Raw genomic sequence first — 14,200 nt, forward strand, 5'->3', positions numbered from 1 at the left:
GGATTGCTTTTCAAGGGGGAAGAAGTGAAGGCTGTGATTTTGGCGGGTGGGTTGGGCACCCGCATTTCGGAAGAAACGGGCCTGAAGCCCAAGCCCATGATCGAGGTGGGCGGCAAGCCCATCCTCTGGCACATCATGAAGATCTACGCCGCGCACGGTGTGAACGACTTCGTCATCTGCTGCGGCTACAAGGGCTACGTGATCAAGGAGTACTTTGCGAACTACTTCCTTCACATGTCCGACGTCACCTTCGATATGGTCGGCAACACCATGGAAGTCCACCACCGCAAGGCCGAACCCTGGCGCGTGACACTCATCGATACCGGCGAAGACACCATGACCGGCGGGCGCCTCAAGCGTGTGGCGCCCTACGTGCGGGACGAAGAGCTTTTCTGCTTCACCTACGGCGACGGGGTGGCCGACCTGAACATCACCGAACTCATTGCCTTCCACAAGTCGCAGAAGGTCAAGGCCACGCTCACGGCCACCTTCCCGCCTGGGCGCTTCGGCGCACTCGACATGCAGGGTGACAAGGTGCGCAGCTTCCAGGAAAAGCCAAAGGGCGACGGCGCCATGATCAACGGCGGCTTCTTCGTGCTGTCGCCCTCGGTGATCGACTACATCGTGGACGATGCTTCCGTGTGGGAGCGTGAGCCACTCGAGCGCCTGGCGGCCGAGGGGCAGCTGGCCGCCTTCAAGCACGGCGGCTTCTGGCAGCCGATGGACACGCTGCGCGACAAGACCCACCTCGAAGAACTGTGGGCGTGCGGTCGGGCGCCGTGGAAGGTCTGGGAATGACACCGTCTTTCTGGCGCGGCAAGCGCGTCTTCCTCACGGGGCACACGGGCTTCAAGGGCAGCTGGCTCGCGCTGTGGCTGGGCAAGCACGGTGCCATTGTCCGAGGCTACGCACTGGCGCCGTCCACCGAGCCCAGCCTGCATGCGCTGGCTATGGCGCGCTCGGCCACGGATTCGCTGATCGGCGACGTGCGCGACCTCGGTGCACTGCGCACTGCCCTGCACGAGTTCGCGCCCGAAGTGGTGTTCCACTTGGCCGCCCAGCCGTTGGTACGGCGTTCCTACGTCGATCCGGTGGAGACCTATTCCACCAACGTGATGGGCACGGTGCACTTGCTCGAGGCGGCGCGCGCCTGCAGCAGCGTCCGCTCGATCGTGGTCGTGACCAGTGACAAGTGCTACGAGAACCGGGAATGGCAGTGGGGCTATCGCGAGAACGAACCCATGGGCGGCTACGACCCGTACAGCAACAGCAAGGGATGCTCGGAATTGGTCGCGGCCTCGTACCGGTCTTCGTTCTTCAATGAAGCCCGTCATGGCGAGCACGGCGTTGCGCTCGCAACGGCCCGTGCCGGCAACGTGATCGGCGGAGGCGACTGGTCGGAAGACCGGCTCGTGCCCGATCTGCTGCATGCCTTTGCCGAAGGGCGTGTGGCGGACATTCGCAACCCCCATGCGGTCCGGCCGTGGCAGCACGTGCTGGAGCCGCTTCGGGGCTACATGATGCTGGCCGAGCGCCTGCATGCCGAGGGCCCGGGATGGGCGCAGCCCTGGAACTTTGGCCCGGCGGATTCGGACGCCCGACCTGTCTCCTGGATCGCGGACCGTCTGGTCGATCTGTGGGGCGGCGGCGCGCAATGGCGCAGCAATGCACAAGAAGACCAGCCTCACGAAGCCAGCTGGCTGAAGCTCGACTGCTCGAAGGCACGGCAGACGCTGGGGTGGATGCCGCGTTGGGACCTGCGCCAAAGCCTCGGTGCCATCGTCGATTGGCAGCGCGCCTGGCTCGACGGTCGCGACATGACCGACGTTACCCTTGAACAAATCGAACAATACGAAAGAACCCCCACCCATGACTGAAATCTCCTTCAAGAAAAACGAGCTGCGCAAGAAGATCCTCGCGCTGGTCGGCGAGTACGGCGAGCTGGCGAGTGAGCCCACGCCCTTCGTGCCCGGCGAAACCATGATCCCGCCTTCGGGCAAGGTCGTCGGTACACCCGAAATGCAACTGATGGTCGATGCGTCGCTCGACGCATGGCTCACGACGGGGCGCTTCAATACGCTGTTCGAAAGCCGCCTCGCGGGTTATCTGGGTGTGAAGCACCTGATGACCGTGAACTCCGGCTCTTCGGCCAATCTGGTCGCGTTCTCGACCCTGACATCACCCAAGCTCGGTGACCGCGCAATCAAGCCCGGCGACGAGGTGATCGGCGTGGCGGCGGGCTTTCCCACGACGGTGAATCCGATCCTGCAGTGCGGCGCAGTCCCGGTGTTCGTCGACGTGCACATCCCAACCTACAACATCGATGCCGATCTGCTCGAGGCCGCCATTGGCCCGCGCACCAAGGCGATCATGCTGGCGCACACGCTGGGCAATCCGTACAACCTGAAGGTCGTCAAGGCTGCCTGTGAAAAGCACGGACTGTGGCTGGTCGAAGACTGCTGCGATGCCTTGGGCGCACGTTATGAAGGGCAGCTCGTGGGCACCTTCGGCGATATCGGCACCTTGAGCTTCTATCCCGCCCATCACATCACGATGGGGGAGGGCGGCGCGGTGTTCACCAACAACGACGAACTCCGGCTGATCGCGGAATCCATCCGCGACTGGGGGCGCGACTGCTACTGCGCGCCCGGCAAGGACAACACCTGCAACAAGCGCTTCTGCTGGAAGCTCGGCGATCTGCCCGAGGGCTACGACCACAAGTACACGTATTCCCACCTGGGCTACAACCTCAAGATCACCGACATGCAGGCGGCATGCGCCCTGGCCCAGCTCGACCGGTTGGACGGCTTCGTGGCGGCACGGAAGAAGAACTTCGCCTACCTGACGGAGCGCCTGCGCAGCTGCGAAGAGTTCCTGGAGCTCCCCGAAGCCACGCCGGGCTCCGAGCCGTCGTGGTTCGGCTTCCCGATCACCCTGCGCGAGGCGGCCAACACGCGGCGCGTGGACCTGCTCACTTACCTCGACCAGCAGAAGGTCGGCACACGTCTCCTGTTCGCGGGAAACCTGCTGCGCCAGCCGTACATGATCGGCCGCAACTACCGCGTGGTCGGCGAGCTGAAGAACACCGACCGGATCATGAACGACACGTTCTGGATCGGCGTCTACCCGGGTCTGACCGAGCCGATGCTCGATCACGCCGTCGAAAGCATCGAGACCTACCTCGGCCTGCGCTTTGACTGACCTTGCGCCTCCTGTTCCGGCGTCGGAACTCGATGAGGTGCTGAGGTTGACCGCGCCGAGCGTGTGGGACGTGTTGCGCGGACAGGCGCTGTTCCTGACGGGCGGCACCGGCTTCGTCGGCAAGTGGCTGCTGGAATGCCTGCTGCATGCCGACAGAGCGTTGGGTCTCGGCCTGCGCGTGACGGTGCTGACGCGCGAGCCCGACCGGTTCGCGCAAGGCAGCCCGCATCTCGCGAAGGCGAAGCCGGTCGAATTGCACCAGGGCGATGTCGTCGATTTCGAGTTTCCAGGCGGAACGTTCTCGTCCATCATCCATGCGGCATTGCCGGTGGCTCCACCCGGGGCGGACCTTGGCCGGCTCGAGCACCTGTCCGAGGCGGGAACGCGTCGCGCGTGCGAGTTCGCGGCCGCCAGTGGCGTGCGCCGGCTTCTGCATGTCAGCTCGGGCGCGGTGTACGGCGCCCAGTTGGGCGTGGCGCGGCTCGCGGAATCGCAGCCGTGGCACGAGGCCGATGGTGCGAATGCGTACACCCGGGCGAAGCGCCGGGCAGAAAGCGTCGTGGCGCAACCCTGGCCCTTCGAGGTGGTTGTCGCGCGTTGTTTCGCATTCCTGGGGCCCTATCTGCTGCCTTCGAGCGGCGCTGCGGCGGCCCAGTTCATTGCCCAGGCCGCGAACGGCCAGGGCATCGTGGTGCAGGGAAGCGGCGAGGCGATCCGGACCTATCAGTACGCGGGCGACATGGCGCGTTGGCTGCTGAGCTGCCTGGCGTTGGGCGCACCTGGCCGCGTATACAACGTCGGGGGCGACAACGAGGTGACCATCGCCGAACTTGCCGGCGAGGTGACGCGTGTTGCACGCACGGGCATCCCTGTCCAGGTGGCAGGGCGCGCAGTCCCGGGTCTGGCCGGCCATCGGTACGTTCCGGATGTGAAGCGCGCGGCCGATGAGCTCGGGCTGACGAATGCCGTCGGTCTCGAGGAAGGAATCCGCCGAACCCTCTCCTGGCTTGCCACGCCGGGTACCAACCGATCTTTTTCATCATGAGACATTCATTCGACCCTGCCTCCCTGCGCAAGACGGTGCTCGAGATGGCCTACGCAGGCAACGCCGTGCACCTGGGCTGCGCCTTCTCGATCATCGAGCTGCTGTCCTGCCTGTACGGGCGCCACATGCGCTACGACAAGACCAATGCCGCCGATCCTGCACGCGACCATCTGGTACTGAGCAAGGGCCACGGCGTGATGGCGCAATACGCCTGCCTGTACGAGTTGGGGTGGCTGGACCGCACCGACATCGACAGGTACTTCCACGACGGTTCCCGGCTCAAGGGGCTGTCGGACGCACACGTGCCCGGGTGCGAGGTGACCTCCGGCACGCTCGGTCATGGGCTTTCGGTCGGCGTGGGGCTTGCCCTGGCCGCGTCGCGGCGCAAGAGCGGCCAGAAATGCTATGCCCTCATCGGCGACGGCGAGATCAACGAGGGACCGATCTGGGAGGCCTTGCTCTTCGCGGCGCACGCGAAGCTGGACAACCTCATGGTCATCGTGGACGCGAACGGTTTCCAGGCGATGGGCACCACCGACGAGGTGATGCAGCTGGGTGATCTCGGAGCCAAGTTCGCAGCCTTCGACTTCGATGTGCTGACGGTCGATGGCCATGACATGGAGGCCATCTCTGCGGCGATCACCGACCTGGAAGGGCGCCACAACGGCCGGCCCAAGGCGCTGGTCGCGAAGACGGTGAAAGGCAAAGGTGTCTCCTACATGGAAAACGTGAATGCGTGGCACTACTCGCGCCTGAATCCTGAGCTGTACGCGCAGGCGCTGCGCGAACTCGAGGGAGCATCGGCATGAGGGCCGCGTTCTCCGCAGCCCTGGTCGAGGCGGCTTCCAGGGACGAGCGCGTGGTGCTCCTGACAGGAGACCACGGCTACGCCTTGTTCGACGAGTTCCGCAAGCGCTGCCCGGACCAGTACATCAACGCCGGCATTGCCGAGCAGAACATGGTGGGCGTGGCCGCTGGGCTGGCCAAGGCCGGCTTCCGGCCGATCGTCTATGGCCTGAGCGCCTTCGTGCCGGTGCGGGTCCTCGAGCAGATCAAGATCGACGTCTGCTACGAGAAGCTGCCGGTCATCTTCACCGGTGACGGTGCCGGGCTGGTGTACAGCACGCTGGGCACCAGCCACCAGAGCTTCGAAGACATCGCCTGCCTGCGCGGGGTGCCGCACATCGACATCATGTCGCCGTGCGACGCGCACGAACTCACGGCCTGCATGTCGACGGCATTGGCGCTCGAAAGCCCGGTCTACATGCGCATGGGCAAGGCCGACCTGGGCGCCGTGCATGTCCAGGCGCCTTCGCTGGTGCGCGGTGAGCTGGTCCGTGTGCAGGAGGGGAATGCCCCGGTGCAGCTGATCGCCACCGGCTCCATGGTCAAGGCCGCATGCGCGTTGGGTGCCGAGCTCGGTGTGCCGGTCTGGAGTGCGCCCTGGATCAAGCCGCTCGATGCCGGGCAACTGAGTTCGCTTGCCGCGCAAAGCCGGGCCATCGTCACGCTGGAAGAGCATTCGGCGGCTGGTGGACTCGGTGCCGCGGTGCTGGAGGCGATCTCCGAGACGACGCCCGTCCCGGTGCTGCGCATTGGTGTGGGCGAGCGTTTCTCTGAAACCTGCGGCTCCTATGCCCATGCCATGCGCGATCATGGACTCGACCTGGTGTCGGTGCGCGCGCGGGTGGCGCCTTTCGTCGGCAAGTGGAAAATGTCCTGAGATGCTGAATTCGCAGCTGCTGCGTTTCCTGCTGGTCGGTGGATTGAACACCGTGGTGGGCTACGCATTGTTCGCTGCCTTCGTGTGGGCGGGACTTGCGTACCCGCTCGCCATCGGACTGGCGACCGTGCTCGGCGTGGCGTTCAATTTCCAGAGCACGGGGCGGCTCGTCTTTGGTGGCGCCCCCTTGTCGCAACTCGGCCGCTTCGTCGCGGTGTACGTCGTCGTCTACCTGATCAATGTCGGCTCGGTTGCCTTGCTGCTGCGTGCCGGGCTCAGTGTCTATGTGGCGAACGCGATGGTCATTCTTCCATTGGCGCTGATCGCCTTTGTGCTCCAGCGCCGCTTTGTTTTCTCTGCTTCATGAAACACATCACCGTCGTCACCCCCTGCTACAACGAGGAAGAGAACGTCGAGGAGGTGTACCGCCAGGCGCGCGCCGTCTTCGAGACCATCGAGGGCGTGACGTATGAGCATCTGTTCATCGACAACTTCTCGTCCGACCGAACGCCGGAAATCCTGCGCGCGATGGCCGCTGCCGATCGCAACGTCAAGGTGATCCTGAACGCACGGAATTTCGGGCACATCCGCTCGCCGTACCACGGGTTGCTGCAGGCACGCGGTGATGCTGCGATCCTGCTGGTGGCCGATCTCCAGGACCCGCCGGAGTTGATGAAGGCCTTCGTCGAGCACTGGCACAACGGTGCCAAACTGGTCGTCGGGGTCAAGCCGACCGCCGACGAGTCGGGCCTGATGTTCGCGATCCGCCGCGCCTACTACCGGACCGTGACGCGCATTGCCGACGTCAAGCTGATCCAGAACTTCACCGGCTTCGGCCTGTACGACAGGCAGGTGCTGGAGGAGCTTCGCCGGATCGACGATCCCTACCCCTACCTTCGAGGCCTGGTGTCGGAAGTCGGCTTCGAGGCGGTGCAGGTGCCCTACAACCAACCGCGCCGCAAGCGCGGCATCACGAAGAACAACTTCTACACGCTCTACGACATCGCGATGCTGGGCATCACCTCGCATTCGCGGGTACCGCTGCGCATCGCCACGATGGTGGGCTTTGCGCTGTCGGGTGTCAGTCTTGGCGTGTCGCTGCTCTATCTGATCCTGAAGATGCTGTTCTGGAGCGAGTTCTCGATGGGCACCGCGCCCATCCTGATCGGTATGTTCTTCTTCGCCTCGGTCCAGCTCTTCTTCATCGGCCTTCTGGGCGAATATGTCGGCGCCATCTTGACGCATGTGATGAAGCGTCCGCTGGTGGTAGAGCGGGAACGCCTGAACTTCGACAACTGAACGGCGGGCGGAGCAACCACCCCGCGCAACAAGGGCCCGGGGCGGTTCGATCCGCTTCAGCGCTCCTCGATGATCCGCCCGTGTTCGAGGTGGATGACGCGGTTGCACTCCTTGGCGATCAGCTCGGGCGAATGCGAGGCCAGCACCAAGATGCCGGATTTCGAAACGACGTCCCGCATCCGCTTCTCGGCCTTCTCGTTGAAGTCCGCATCGCCCACCGACAGCCATTCGTCCATGAGCAGGATGTCCGCCTCGACGCTGGTCGAGATGGAAAAGGCCAGGCGCATCATCATGCCGGTGGAATAGGTTCGCACCGGCATGTTGACGTACTCGCCGAGACCGCTGAATTCGCAGATGGACGGGATCTGCCGCTCGATCTCCTTGCGGCTCATGCCCATCACAAGGCCTCTGAGCATGATGTTCTCGATGCCGCTGGCGTCCGGCTCGATGCCCAGCGCCGGATCGATCAGGCTGGCCACGCTGCCCTGGCGGACCATTTCCCCCGAAGAGGGTTCGTAAACGCCTGCCAGCGTGCGCAGCAGGGTGGACTTTCCGGAGCCGTTGTGGCCAATGAGGCCGAGCCGGTCGCCGCTTTTCAACTCGAGGTTGATGCCGTTCAGCGCCTGCACCACAGTGACGCCGGTTTCCTTGCCGAAGCGCCCGCCCGTGACCGACGCAGCAATCGTCTTCTTCAGCGAAGAGGCGCCGGCGCCATAGATGGGGAAGCTGACGCCGACGTTTTTGAGAGAGATAAGAGCCATGATCAGAGCCAGTAGACGACGCGGCGGCGGTATTTGGCGAACACCAGGGTCGCGGCGACAACGGTTACCGCGGTCCAGCCCAGGATGCCCCACCAGCTGTGGGCATGTGCCACGCCACCCATCAGCGGAGTGCGCAGCAGGTCCAGCATTTGCGCGAAGGGATTCCAGAGAATGTACTTGGCGCGCCCCGGAAGATTTTCAGGAATCCAGAACACGGGGGTCAGGAACATCAACATCTGCATCACGCTGGTGACGATCTGGGTGACGTCCCGGTACCGCGTGCAGATCAGGCCCAGCAGGAGCCCCAGTGCATGTGCGTTGATCACAGCGATCAGGAACGCAGGAATGACCAGGAGCGCAGACCAGCCGAGTGAGACACCCGCCCAGAGCGCGACCGGGATGTACAGCACGATCTGGTGTGCAAACTGGATCAGGTTGCGCGAGATGCTGCGCCAAACGAACAGACTGACGGGGAAGTAGCCCTGCTTCAGGTAGTTGGTCGAACTGACAAAGGCATTGCACGCATCCGTCACCGTGCTGGAGAAGAAGCTCCAGAAGATGATGCCGAGCGCCAGGTGCGGAAAGAACTTGTCCAGTGGGGTGCCGAACAGGGAGCTGTACAGCGGCCCCATGCCACCGATCATGGCCCCCATGCTGAGCGTGAGCCACAGGGGGCCGAGCATCGAGCGCCGGTAGCGCAGCACGATATCGAACCAGGCGAGCGTCCACCAGATGTCGGTCCGGCGTGTACCTTCCCACCAGTCAGCGAAGACGCTGCGGTGCAGATTTGAGTGAACTTGGCTCATGTGAGTCCGGAAATGTGTGCCCGAGGGGCGGTGCCGCCCTTGCCTGGGCGGTTGTTGAAACCGGCTTCGTCGAGCGCCAGTTTTTCGCTGCCGATGCGTGTCAAGAGATGTTTTCCTTTTTCATGGATGAACGGCGGGTAAGCCAGTCATCGCGAAGCTTGCCAAGGCCGGGAACCTGTCCCTCGGCCGTGTGACGGAAGGGGCGCATGTTCGGTTTGGTGTGAAGTGGGCGATAATTTTACCGGCGCTGATTCGGCGACCCGATTGGAACACCGGCCATCGGCACCCGTGAACAAGTAAAAAAGCGTCCGCAAAGACATCTGACGGGCCGCGCGCACTCGACAAAGCGAGCAACCCATGAGTATCACCCGTCCCCTTGAAGTTTCCGTTGCGCTGTGCACGTACAACGGCGCGCGCTTCCTGCGCGAGCAGGTTCGCAGCATCTGCCTTCAGAGCCGTCCGCCGGTCGAGATCGTCCTGTCCGACGATGCCTCGCGCGATGGTTCGGTCGATGTGGTGCGTGCCGTCGTTGCTGAATGCGCCGCCGAGCGGCCACAACATCCCGTGGCGTTGCGGATCTTCGAGAACACCACGGCGCTGCGCGTCGTCAAGAATTTCGAGCAGGCCATCAGCGCATGCACCAGTGAGCTGATTGCGCTGAGCGATCAGGACGACGTCTGGATGCCCGATCGGCTTGAAAAAATGGTGACTCGTTTCGAGCAGGACGACACCCTGGTGCTGCTGCACACCGACGCGCGCCTGGTGGACACGGACCGCCACGACATCGGTCATACGCTGTTCCATGCCCTGGAGGTTTCGCCTTCGGAGCTGGCGCGCGTCCATGCCGGCAATGCCTTCGACGTGCTGTTGCGCCGCAACCTCGTGACCGGTGCGACCACGGTTTTCCGTCGCTCGCTGCTCGCTGATGCCTTGCCGTTGCCGGTAGAGTGGGTGCACGACGAATGGCTGGCCATCATCGCGTCGACGACGTCGCGGGTCGACCTGCTGGAAGAGCCGCTCATCGAATACCGCCAGCACGAATCCAACCAGATCGGCGCCCGCCGCGACACTTACAAGGAAAAAGTGCGCAAGGCGCTCGCCTCGCGCGGCAACACGCACGTCGAGCGCGCGATCAAGGCCGAGCTGTTGCTGGAGCGCCTGCTGCAACTGGGCGATCGCGTGCCCCCCGAGATCATCGACAAGGTGCGCAGCAAGATCGTGCACCAGCGTTTCCGCGCCGCCTTGCCGGCCTCGCGCCTGGCCCGGTGCGTGCCGATCCTGCGCGAGGCCATGACCGGTCGCTACGACAAGTTCGGCCGCGGGGTGCGCGGCGTGGTCCGCGATCTTTTCGAATCCGTCTGACACAACAACAATGAACCCAACCAACGTCCCCGCGAACCCTTCCCCGCCTGGCGAGCCGATGGCCTGGCCGAACGTCGTGGTCATCATCCCGTTCTACAACGGCGCCGATTTCATCGAGCGCTCGGTGAAGAGCGTGTTCGAGCAGTCGGTGCCGGCGCACGAGGTGATCGTGGTCAACGACGGCTCCCGCCCGGAAGAGCGCGCCGCGCTCGACGGGCTGGCGGCCCGCTATCCGTTTCGCATCCTCGACAAGGAGAACGGCGGCCAGGGCTCGGCGCGCAATGCGGGCGTGGCGGCGTCGACCTCCGAGTACATCTGCTTCCTGGACCAGGACGACTTCTACCTGCCGAACCACATCGAGACGCTGGTGTCGTCGATCCCGTGGGACGACCGCCTGTTCGGCTACATCTACGCCGACCTGTACGAGGCGGACGGCGACGGCAACGTGATCCGCACCGGCGTCATCAAGGACCACGCACAGCACCCGAAGCGCAGCATCTTCGACCTGCTGCGCTACGACATGTTCGTCCTGCCCTCGGCCGCGCTCGTGAGCCGCAAGGCCTTCGACGCAGTGGGCGGCTTCGACTCGCAGTTCATGGGCTACGAGGACGACGACCTGTTCCTGCGCATCTTCCGCAAGGGCTACAGCAATCACTTCGTGGACAAGGCGGTGACGGTCTGGTGCATCCACACGGCCAGCACCTCGTTCGGTATCCGCATGGTGCGCAGCCGCTTCAAGTACTTCAAGAAGCTGCTGCAGATGTTCCCCGACGAGCACCAGCGCGGTCGCTACTACCTGCGCGAATACCTGATGCCGCGCTTCCAGCTGTTCTTCGTGAACGAGGCGATCGAGGCCATCAAGAAGGACGACCAGTACCGCGGCGAGATGACGGCGGTGCTCGATGACTACGCGGCCATCGTCTTCGCGAACCCGTATGTGGGCCGCAAGAAGAAGCTGCGGTTGTGGATCACGTTGTTTCTGCTGCGTCGGAGCACGCCGGGCATGGTGCGCTTCATCGGCGCGCTGACGAAGCTGCCGGGCATCCGCAGCCTGCGCAAGGTCTACAAGTCCTGATGCGCGCCGCGGCGGCCCGCAGGCCGCCGCAGCGCGGTCCTCAGCGGGCCGGCGCCGACGTCATCGCCGGGTTCATGTAGGTGGCGTGCGAGCGCACGTACTCGGCGCGCAGGTGGCCTGCGTCCTTGTAGATCGGCGTGGCGTCGGCATCGGCGCGGGTGCACCAGTCTTTCTGGCACAGGGTCGGGATCGGGTCGATCACGATGGCGCCGCTGCGCTGCGCGATCTGCCGCATGCGCTCGTGCAGCGCCTTCTGCCGCGGGTCCCAGGGAGCGGTGGGCGACATCTTGCCCACTTGCATGTCGCCCAGGCGGCCACCCTTGATGAACTCCTCGGGGCCGAAGCCCTCGCCGACCGGGTTGTCCAGCAGCAGGTAGACCTGCTTGTGCTTGGCCAACGTGGTCAGCACGGTCTCGAGCATGTTGAGCGAGAAGTCCACCCCACCGCCGCCCATGAAGCGCCGCTTGTCCTTGCCGTCGAAGAAGTAGTAGCGGTCGGCCGCGGCGTTCTCTGCGTTGGGCTTGCCGGTCTCGGTGAAGTAGCAGTTCCAGCAGCCGCCGAAGACGACGGCGTCGAACCGGTCGCTCATGGCCAGCCGCATGCCGCCATCGCGGCGTTCGCCGCAGAGGTTGTTCTGCTCGTCGACCACGTTGGGAATCGGCGGGCAGGCGCCCCAGGTCACGAAAGAGAGCGAATCGAGGGTGCCCGGCGAGGTCTTGGAGAGCTCGACGGCGCGCGGCCCGTACTGTTCGACGTGGCTGTCCCCGAAGAACAGCACCCGCCGCTTGCCCTGCCCGATCTGCTGCAGCACCTCGCCATCGACCTTGATCGGGCTCAGGCCGTCCGGGTAGGCCCAGTCCTTGGCGGCTGCGGCGGTCTTGTTGAAGTACGGATCGCTGTGGCGGCCCACGTAGTAGCGCGTGGTCGCCAGCAGGCCGAGCACGACGAAGCCGATCATCACGGCCACCAGCCCCGCCGTCACCGTCGGGTTCTCGCTGCGGCGCGTGTAGCGCTCGACGAACCGGTAGGTGAGCCACGCCAGCACGAACGACGCCACCAGCATCAGCGCGCGGATGCCGTCCGACGGCAGCTTGCCCTCGAGGATGCGCGCATAGGCCAGCAGTGGCCAGTGCCACAGGTACAGCGGGTAGCTGATCAGGCCGACCCACACCATCGGCTTGGACGCGAGCACATAGCGGTTGAGCACGCCGGTCGGCCCGGCGGCGATGCAGAAGAAGGCGCCCACCGACGGCAGGATGGCCCAGAACCCGGGGAAGGCCTTGCCGCCGCGGATGTAGCATAGGCCCAGCACGATCAGCACGAGGCCGGCGATCGACTGCGCGTGGCGGCTCCAGCCCGGCTTCGGCGGCGGTCGGTGCAGCCGCGCATAGGCCAGCATGCCGCCGATCATCAGCTCCCAGAAGCGCGACAGCGGCGAATAGAACGCGGCCGTGCGGTGGCTGTGGATGGTCGTCACGTTGAGCAGGAACGACATCGCCGCCACCGTGCCGAGCACCGTGAGCATGCGCCACTTGCGCTTCCAGGCCAGGCCCAGCAGCACGGGCCAGAAGATGTAGAACTGCTCCTCGATGGCCAGCGACCACAGGTGCAGCAGCGGTTTGGTCTCGGCGGCGTTGTCGAAGTAGCCGGCCTCGTTCCAGAAGGCGAAGTTCGACACGAAGCCTGCGCCCGCGGCCACGTGCTTGCCCAGCTGTTCCCATTCGTGCGGCAGCAGGGCGAACCAGCCGAAGGCCATGGTGGCCAGCAGCACCAGCGCCAGCGCCGGGAAGATGCGCTTCACGCGCCGCGCATAGAACTCGCGGTAGCTGAAGCCGTCGCCCTGGAAGCTGCCCAGGATGATGGTGGTGATCAGAAAGCCCGAGATGACGAAGAAGATGTCGACACCGATGAAGCCGCCCTTGATCCACTGCGGGAACGCGTGGTAGCCGAGCACCGAGAGCACCGCGACCGCGCGCAGCCCGTCGATGTCCGGGCGGTATTTCGGGTGAACCAGGTGGGCGTGTTCGGGGAGGGAGGTCGGGCTGCTCGTGGTCGTCATCGTCGGTGCTGAAAGCGGCGCTTGCGGGCTTTTCGTGCGGGGCTTTTCGGCCCCGATTGTCCTCGCAAACGCCGCCGTGCCTTTTTCAGGCGGCGGCGCGCTGCAGCCGCCAGTAGCGCCAGAAAGCGCCCGACAGCCACACCTTGAGCAGGCTGGTCACGTGCCAGTACAGGTACTTCTTGCTGCGGTGGCTGGCGCGCTGGGCGTCGTGGCGCGCGCGCAGGTCTTCGGTCACCTGGAGCTTCCAGCCGGCCAGCCGGGTGCGGGCGCAGATGTCGAAGTCTTCCCCGTACATGAAGAAGCGTTCGTCGAAGCCGCCGATCTTGCGGTAGGCCTCGCTGCGAAACAGCATGAACAGGCCCGGAATCCAGGCCGGCACGGCCGGCGGCTGGTAGCCGGGCTTCTTGCGGCCCAGGATCTCGAAGGGGGTCAGCAGCGCGCGGTGCGGCTCGGGCTCGGGCCGGCCCGACTCCAGGATGCGCGGGGTCATCAGGCCGGCGTCGGGCGCGGCCTGGGCGAGCATCGGGGCGAGCACGTCGGCATCGAAGCGGATGTCGGGGTTGAGCACCAGGAACCAGGGCGTGTCGCAGCGCGCGAAGGCCTGGTTGTGGTTGGCGCCGAAGCCCAGGGGCGCCGCGTTCTCGATGCGCTCGATGGCGAAACCCCACTGGCGTCCTGCGAGCAGGTCGGCCTCGGGAATGTTCAGCGTGAGCACGACCTTGGCGATCGCGTCCCGGCTGTGCCGGTCGAGCTGCTCGAGCAGCGGCAGCACCAGCGCGAGCTGGCCGTGGCTCACGATCGACAGGGTGACCGGGGCGTGGGGTGAAGAAGGGGGCGTGGGCATGGTCTAATTTCGCTCGGGAATTCTA

The 14,200-nt window shown here is 64.9% G+C and carries 14 protein-coding genes; 10 read left to right on the forward strand and 4 right to left on the reverse strand.

Translation table 11 applies throughout. The annotated features are described in order from the left end of the window. Window positions 1-24: 24 nt before the first annotated feature. The 8 genes from rfbF to AC07Y4_RS09995 are packed head-to-tail and all read left to right on the forward strand — an operon-like array spanning window position 25 to window position 7,268. Window positions 25-798 (forward strand): glucose-1-phosphate cytidylyltransferase, encoded by a 774-nt coding sequence (rfbF, locus tag AC07Y4_RS09960; protein ID WP_095743521.1) that lies wholly within the window; start codon window positions 25-27, stop codon window positions 796-798. Then, window positions 795-1,877, forward strand: coding sequence for a CDP-glucose 4,6-dehydratase (gene rfbG / locus AC07Y4_RS09965; protein ID WP_495274458.1), 1,083 nt, complete (start codon window positions 795-797; stop codon window positions 1,875-1,877). Before rfbF ends, rfbG begins: the two co-directional genes overlap by 4 nt. Next, window positions 1,870-3,201 carry a lipopolysaccharide biosynthesis protein RfbH gene (rfbH, locus tag AC07Y4_RS09970; protein WP_495274459.1) on the forward strand — a complete coding sequence of 444 codons (1,332 nt, stop codon included), beginning with the start codon at window positions 1,870-1,872 and terminating at the stop codon, window positions 3,199-3,201. Before rfbG ends, rfbH begins: the two co-directional genes overlap by 8 nt. Then, window positions 3,194-4,246, forward strand: a complete 1,053-nt coding sequence (locus tag AC07Y4_RS09975) for an NAD-dependent epimerase/dehydratase family protein (protein ID WP_216360103.1) — start codon at window positions 3,194-3,196, stop codon at window positions 4,244-4,246. The genes rfbH and AC07Y4_RS09975 overlap by 8 nt, the downstream gene beginning before the upstream one ends. Beyond that, window positions 4,243-5,055, forward strand: coding sequence for a transketolase (locus AC07Y4_RS09980; protein ID WP_495274460.1), 813 nt, complete (start codon window positions 4,243-4,245; stop codon window positions 5,053-5,055). Before AC07Y4_RS09975 ends, AC07Y4_RS09980 begins: the two co-directional genes overlap by 4 nt. Beyond that, on the forward strand, window positions 5,052-5,969 hold the full coding sequence (locus AC07Y4_RS09985; RefSeq protein WP_495274461.1) for a transketolase family protein: 918 nt from the start codon (window positions 5,052-5,054) through the stop codon (window positions 5,967-5,969). The genes AC07Y4_RS09980 and AC07Y4_RS09985 overlap by 4 nt, the downstream gene beginning before the upstream one ends. 1 nt (window position 5,970) lies before the next feature. Next, window positions 5,971-6,336, forward strand: a complete 366-nt coding sequence (locus AC07Y4_RS09990; protein ID WP_070060237.1) for a GtrA family protein — start codon at window positions 5,971-5,973, stop codon at window positions 6,334-6,336. Then, window positions 6,333-7,268, forward strand: a complete 936-nt coding sequence (locus tag AC07Y4_RS09995; RefSeq protein ID WP_070060236.1) for a glycosyltransferase family 2 protein — start codon at window positions 6,333-6,335, stop codon at window positions 7,266-7,268. Before AC07Y4_RS09990 ends, AC07Y4_RS09995 begins: the two co-directional genes overlap by 4 nt. A gap of 56 nt (window positions 7,269-7,324) precedes the next feature. Here the strand turns inward: AC07Y4_RS09995 and AC07Y4_RS10000 are convergent, their stop codons facing one another. Together AC07Y4_RS10000 and AC07Y4_RS10005 are read right to left on the reverse strand one after the other, a co-directional pair. After that, window positions 7,325-8,029 (reverse strand): ABC transporter ATP-binding protein, encoded by a 705-nt coding sequence (locus tag AC07Y4_RS10000; protein ID WP_070060235.1) that lies wholly within the window; start codon window positions 8,027-8,029, stop codon window positions 7,325-7,327. 2 nt (window positions 8,030-8,031) lie between these two features. After that, window positions 8,032-8,835 carry an ABC transporter permease gene (locus AC07Y4_RS10005; protein WP_070060234.1) on the reverse strand — a complete coding sequence of 268 codons (804 nt, stop codon included), beginning with the start codon at window positions 8,833-8,835 and terminating at the stop codon, window positions 8,032-8,034. 357 nt (window positions 8,836-9,192) lie between these two features. On the opposite strand from AC07Y4_RS10005, the gene AC07Y4_RS10010 reads away from it, so the two are divergent. Together AC07Y4_RS10010 and AC07Y4_RS10015 are read left to right on the forward strand one after the other, a co-directional pair. Further along, complete coding sequence (locus AC07Y4_RS10010; protein ID WP_495274462.1) at window positions 9,193-10,197, forward strand: glycosyltransferase family 2 protein; 1,005 nt, start codon at window positions 9,193-9,195, stop codon at window positions 10,195-10,197. Between the two features lie 10 nt (window positions 10,198-10,207). Further along, window positions 10,208-11,272, forward strand: coding sequence for a glycosyltransferase family 2 protein (locus AC07Y4_RS10015; protein ID WP_159273766.1), 1,065 nt, complete (start codon window positions 10,208-10,210; stop codon window positions 11,270-11,272). Between the two features lie 40 nt (window positions 11,273-11,312). On the opposite strand, the gene AC07Y4_RS10020 is transcribed toward AC07Y4_RS10015, so the two are convergent. Together AC07Y4_RS10020 and AC07Y4_RS10025 are read right to left on the reverse strand one after the other, a co-directional pair. Beyond that, window positions 11,313-13,331, reverse strand: a complete 2,019-nt coding sequence (locus AC07Y4_RS10020; RefSeq protein WP_495274463.1) for an acyltransferase family protein — start codon at window positions 13,329-13,331, stop codon at window positions 11,313-11,315. A gap of 85 nt (window positions 13,332-13,416) precedes the next feature. Beyond that, on the reverse strand, window positions 13,417-14,175 hold the full coding sequence (locus AC07Y4_RS10025; RefSeq protein WP_095743527.1) for a glycosyltransferase family 2 protein: 759 nt from the start codon (window positions 14,173-14,175) through the stop codon (window positions 13,417-13,419). Window positions 14,176-14,200 lie beyond the last annotated feature (25 nt).

It is taken from the genome of Variovorax sp. GW460-12-1-14-LB1 (assembly GCF_059423605.1).

What these genes read in the sequence shown, in the direction of transcription:
- rfbG (WP_495274458.1), top strand. Translation starts at nt 795, where the DNA reads ATGACACCGTCTTTCTGGCGCGGCAAGCGCGTCTTCCTCACGGGGCAC.
- rfbH (WP_495274459.1), top strand. Translation starts at nt 1,870, where the DNA reads ATGACTGAAATCTCCTTCAAGAAAAACGAGCTGCGCAAGAAGATCCTC.
- AC07Y4_RS09980 (WP_495274460.1), top strand. Translation starts at nt 4,243, where the DNA reads ATGAGACATTCATTCGACCCTGCCTCCCTGCGCAAGACGGTGCTCGAG.
- AC07Y4_RS09985 (WP_495274461.1), top strand. Translation starts at nt 5,052, where the DNA reads ATGAGGGCCGCGTTCTCCGCAGCCCTGGTCGAGGCGGCTTCCAGGGAC.
- AC07Y4_RS09990 (WP_070060237.1), top strand. Translation starts at nt 5,971, where the DNA reads ATGCTGAATTCGCAGCTGCTGCGTTTCCTGCTGGTCGGTGGATTGAAC.
- AC07Y4_RS09995 (WP_070060236.1), top strand. Translation starts at nt 6,333, where the DNA reads ATGAAACACATCACCGTCGTCACCCCCTGCTACAACGAGGAAGAGAAC.
- AC07Y4_RS10000 (WP_070060235.1), bottom strand. Translation starts at nt 8,029, where the DNA reads ATGGCTCTTATCTCTCTCAAAAACGTCGGCGTCAGCTTCCCCATCTAT.
- AC07Y4_RS10005 (WP_070060234.1), bottom strand. Translation starts at nt 8,835, where the DNA reads ATGAGCCAAGTTCACTCAAATCTGCACCGCAGCGTCTTCGCTGACTGG.
- AC07Y4_RS10010 (WP_495274462.1), top strand. Translation starts at nt 9,193, where the DNA reads ATGAGTATCACCCGTCCCCTTGAAGTTTCCGTTGCGCTGTGCACGTAC.
- AC07Y4_RS10015 (WP_159273766.1), top strand. Translation starts at nt 10,208, where the DNA reads ATGAACCCAACCAACGTCCCCGCGAACCCTTCCCCGCCTGGCGAGCCG.
- AC07Y4_RS10020 (WP_495274463.1), bottom strand. Translation starts at nt 13,331, where the DNA reads ATGACGACCACGAGCAGCCCGACCTCCCTCCCCGAACACGCCCACCTG.
- AC07Y4_RS10025 (WP_095743527.1), bottom strand. Translation starts at nt 14,175, where the DNA reads ATGCCCACGCCCCCTTCTTCACCCCACGCCCCGGTCACCCTGTCGATC.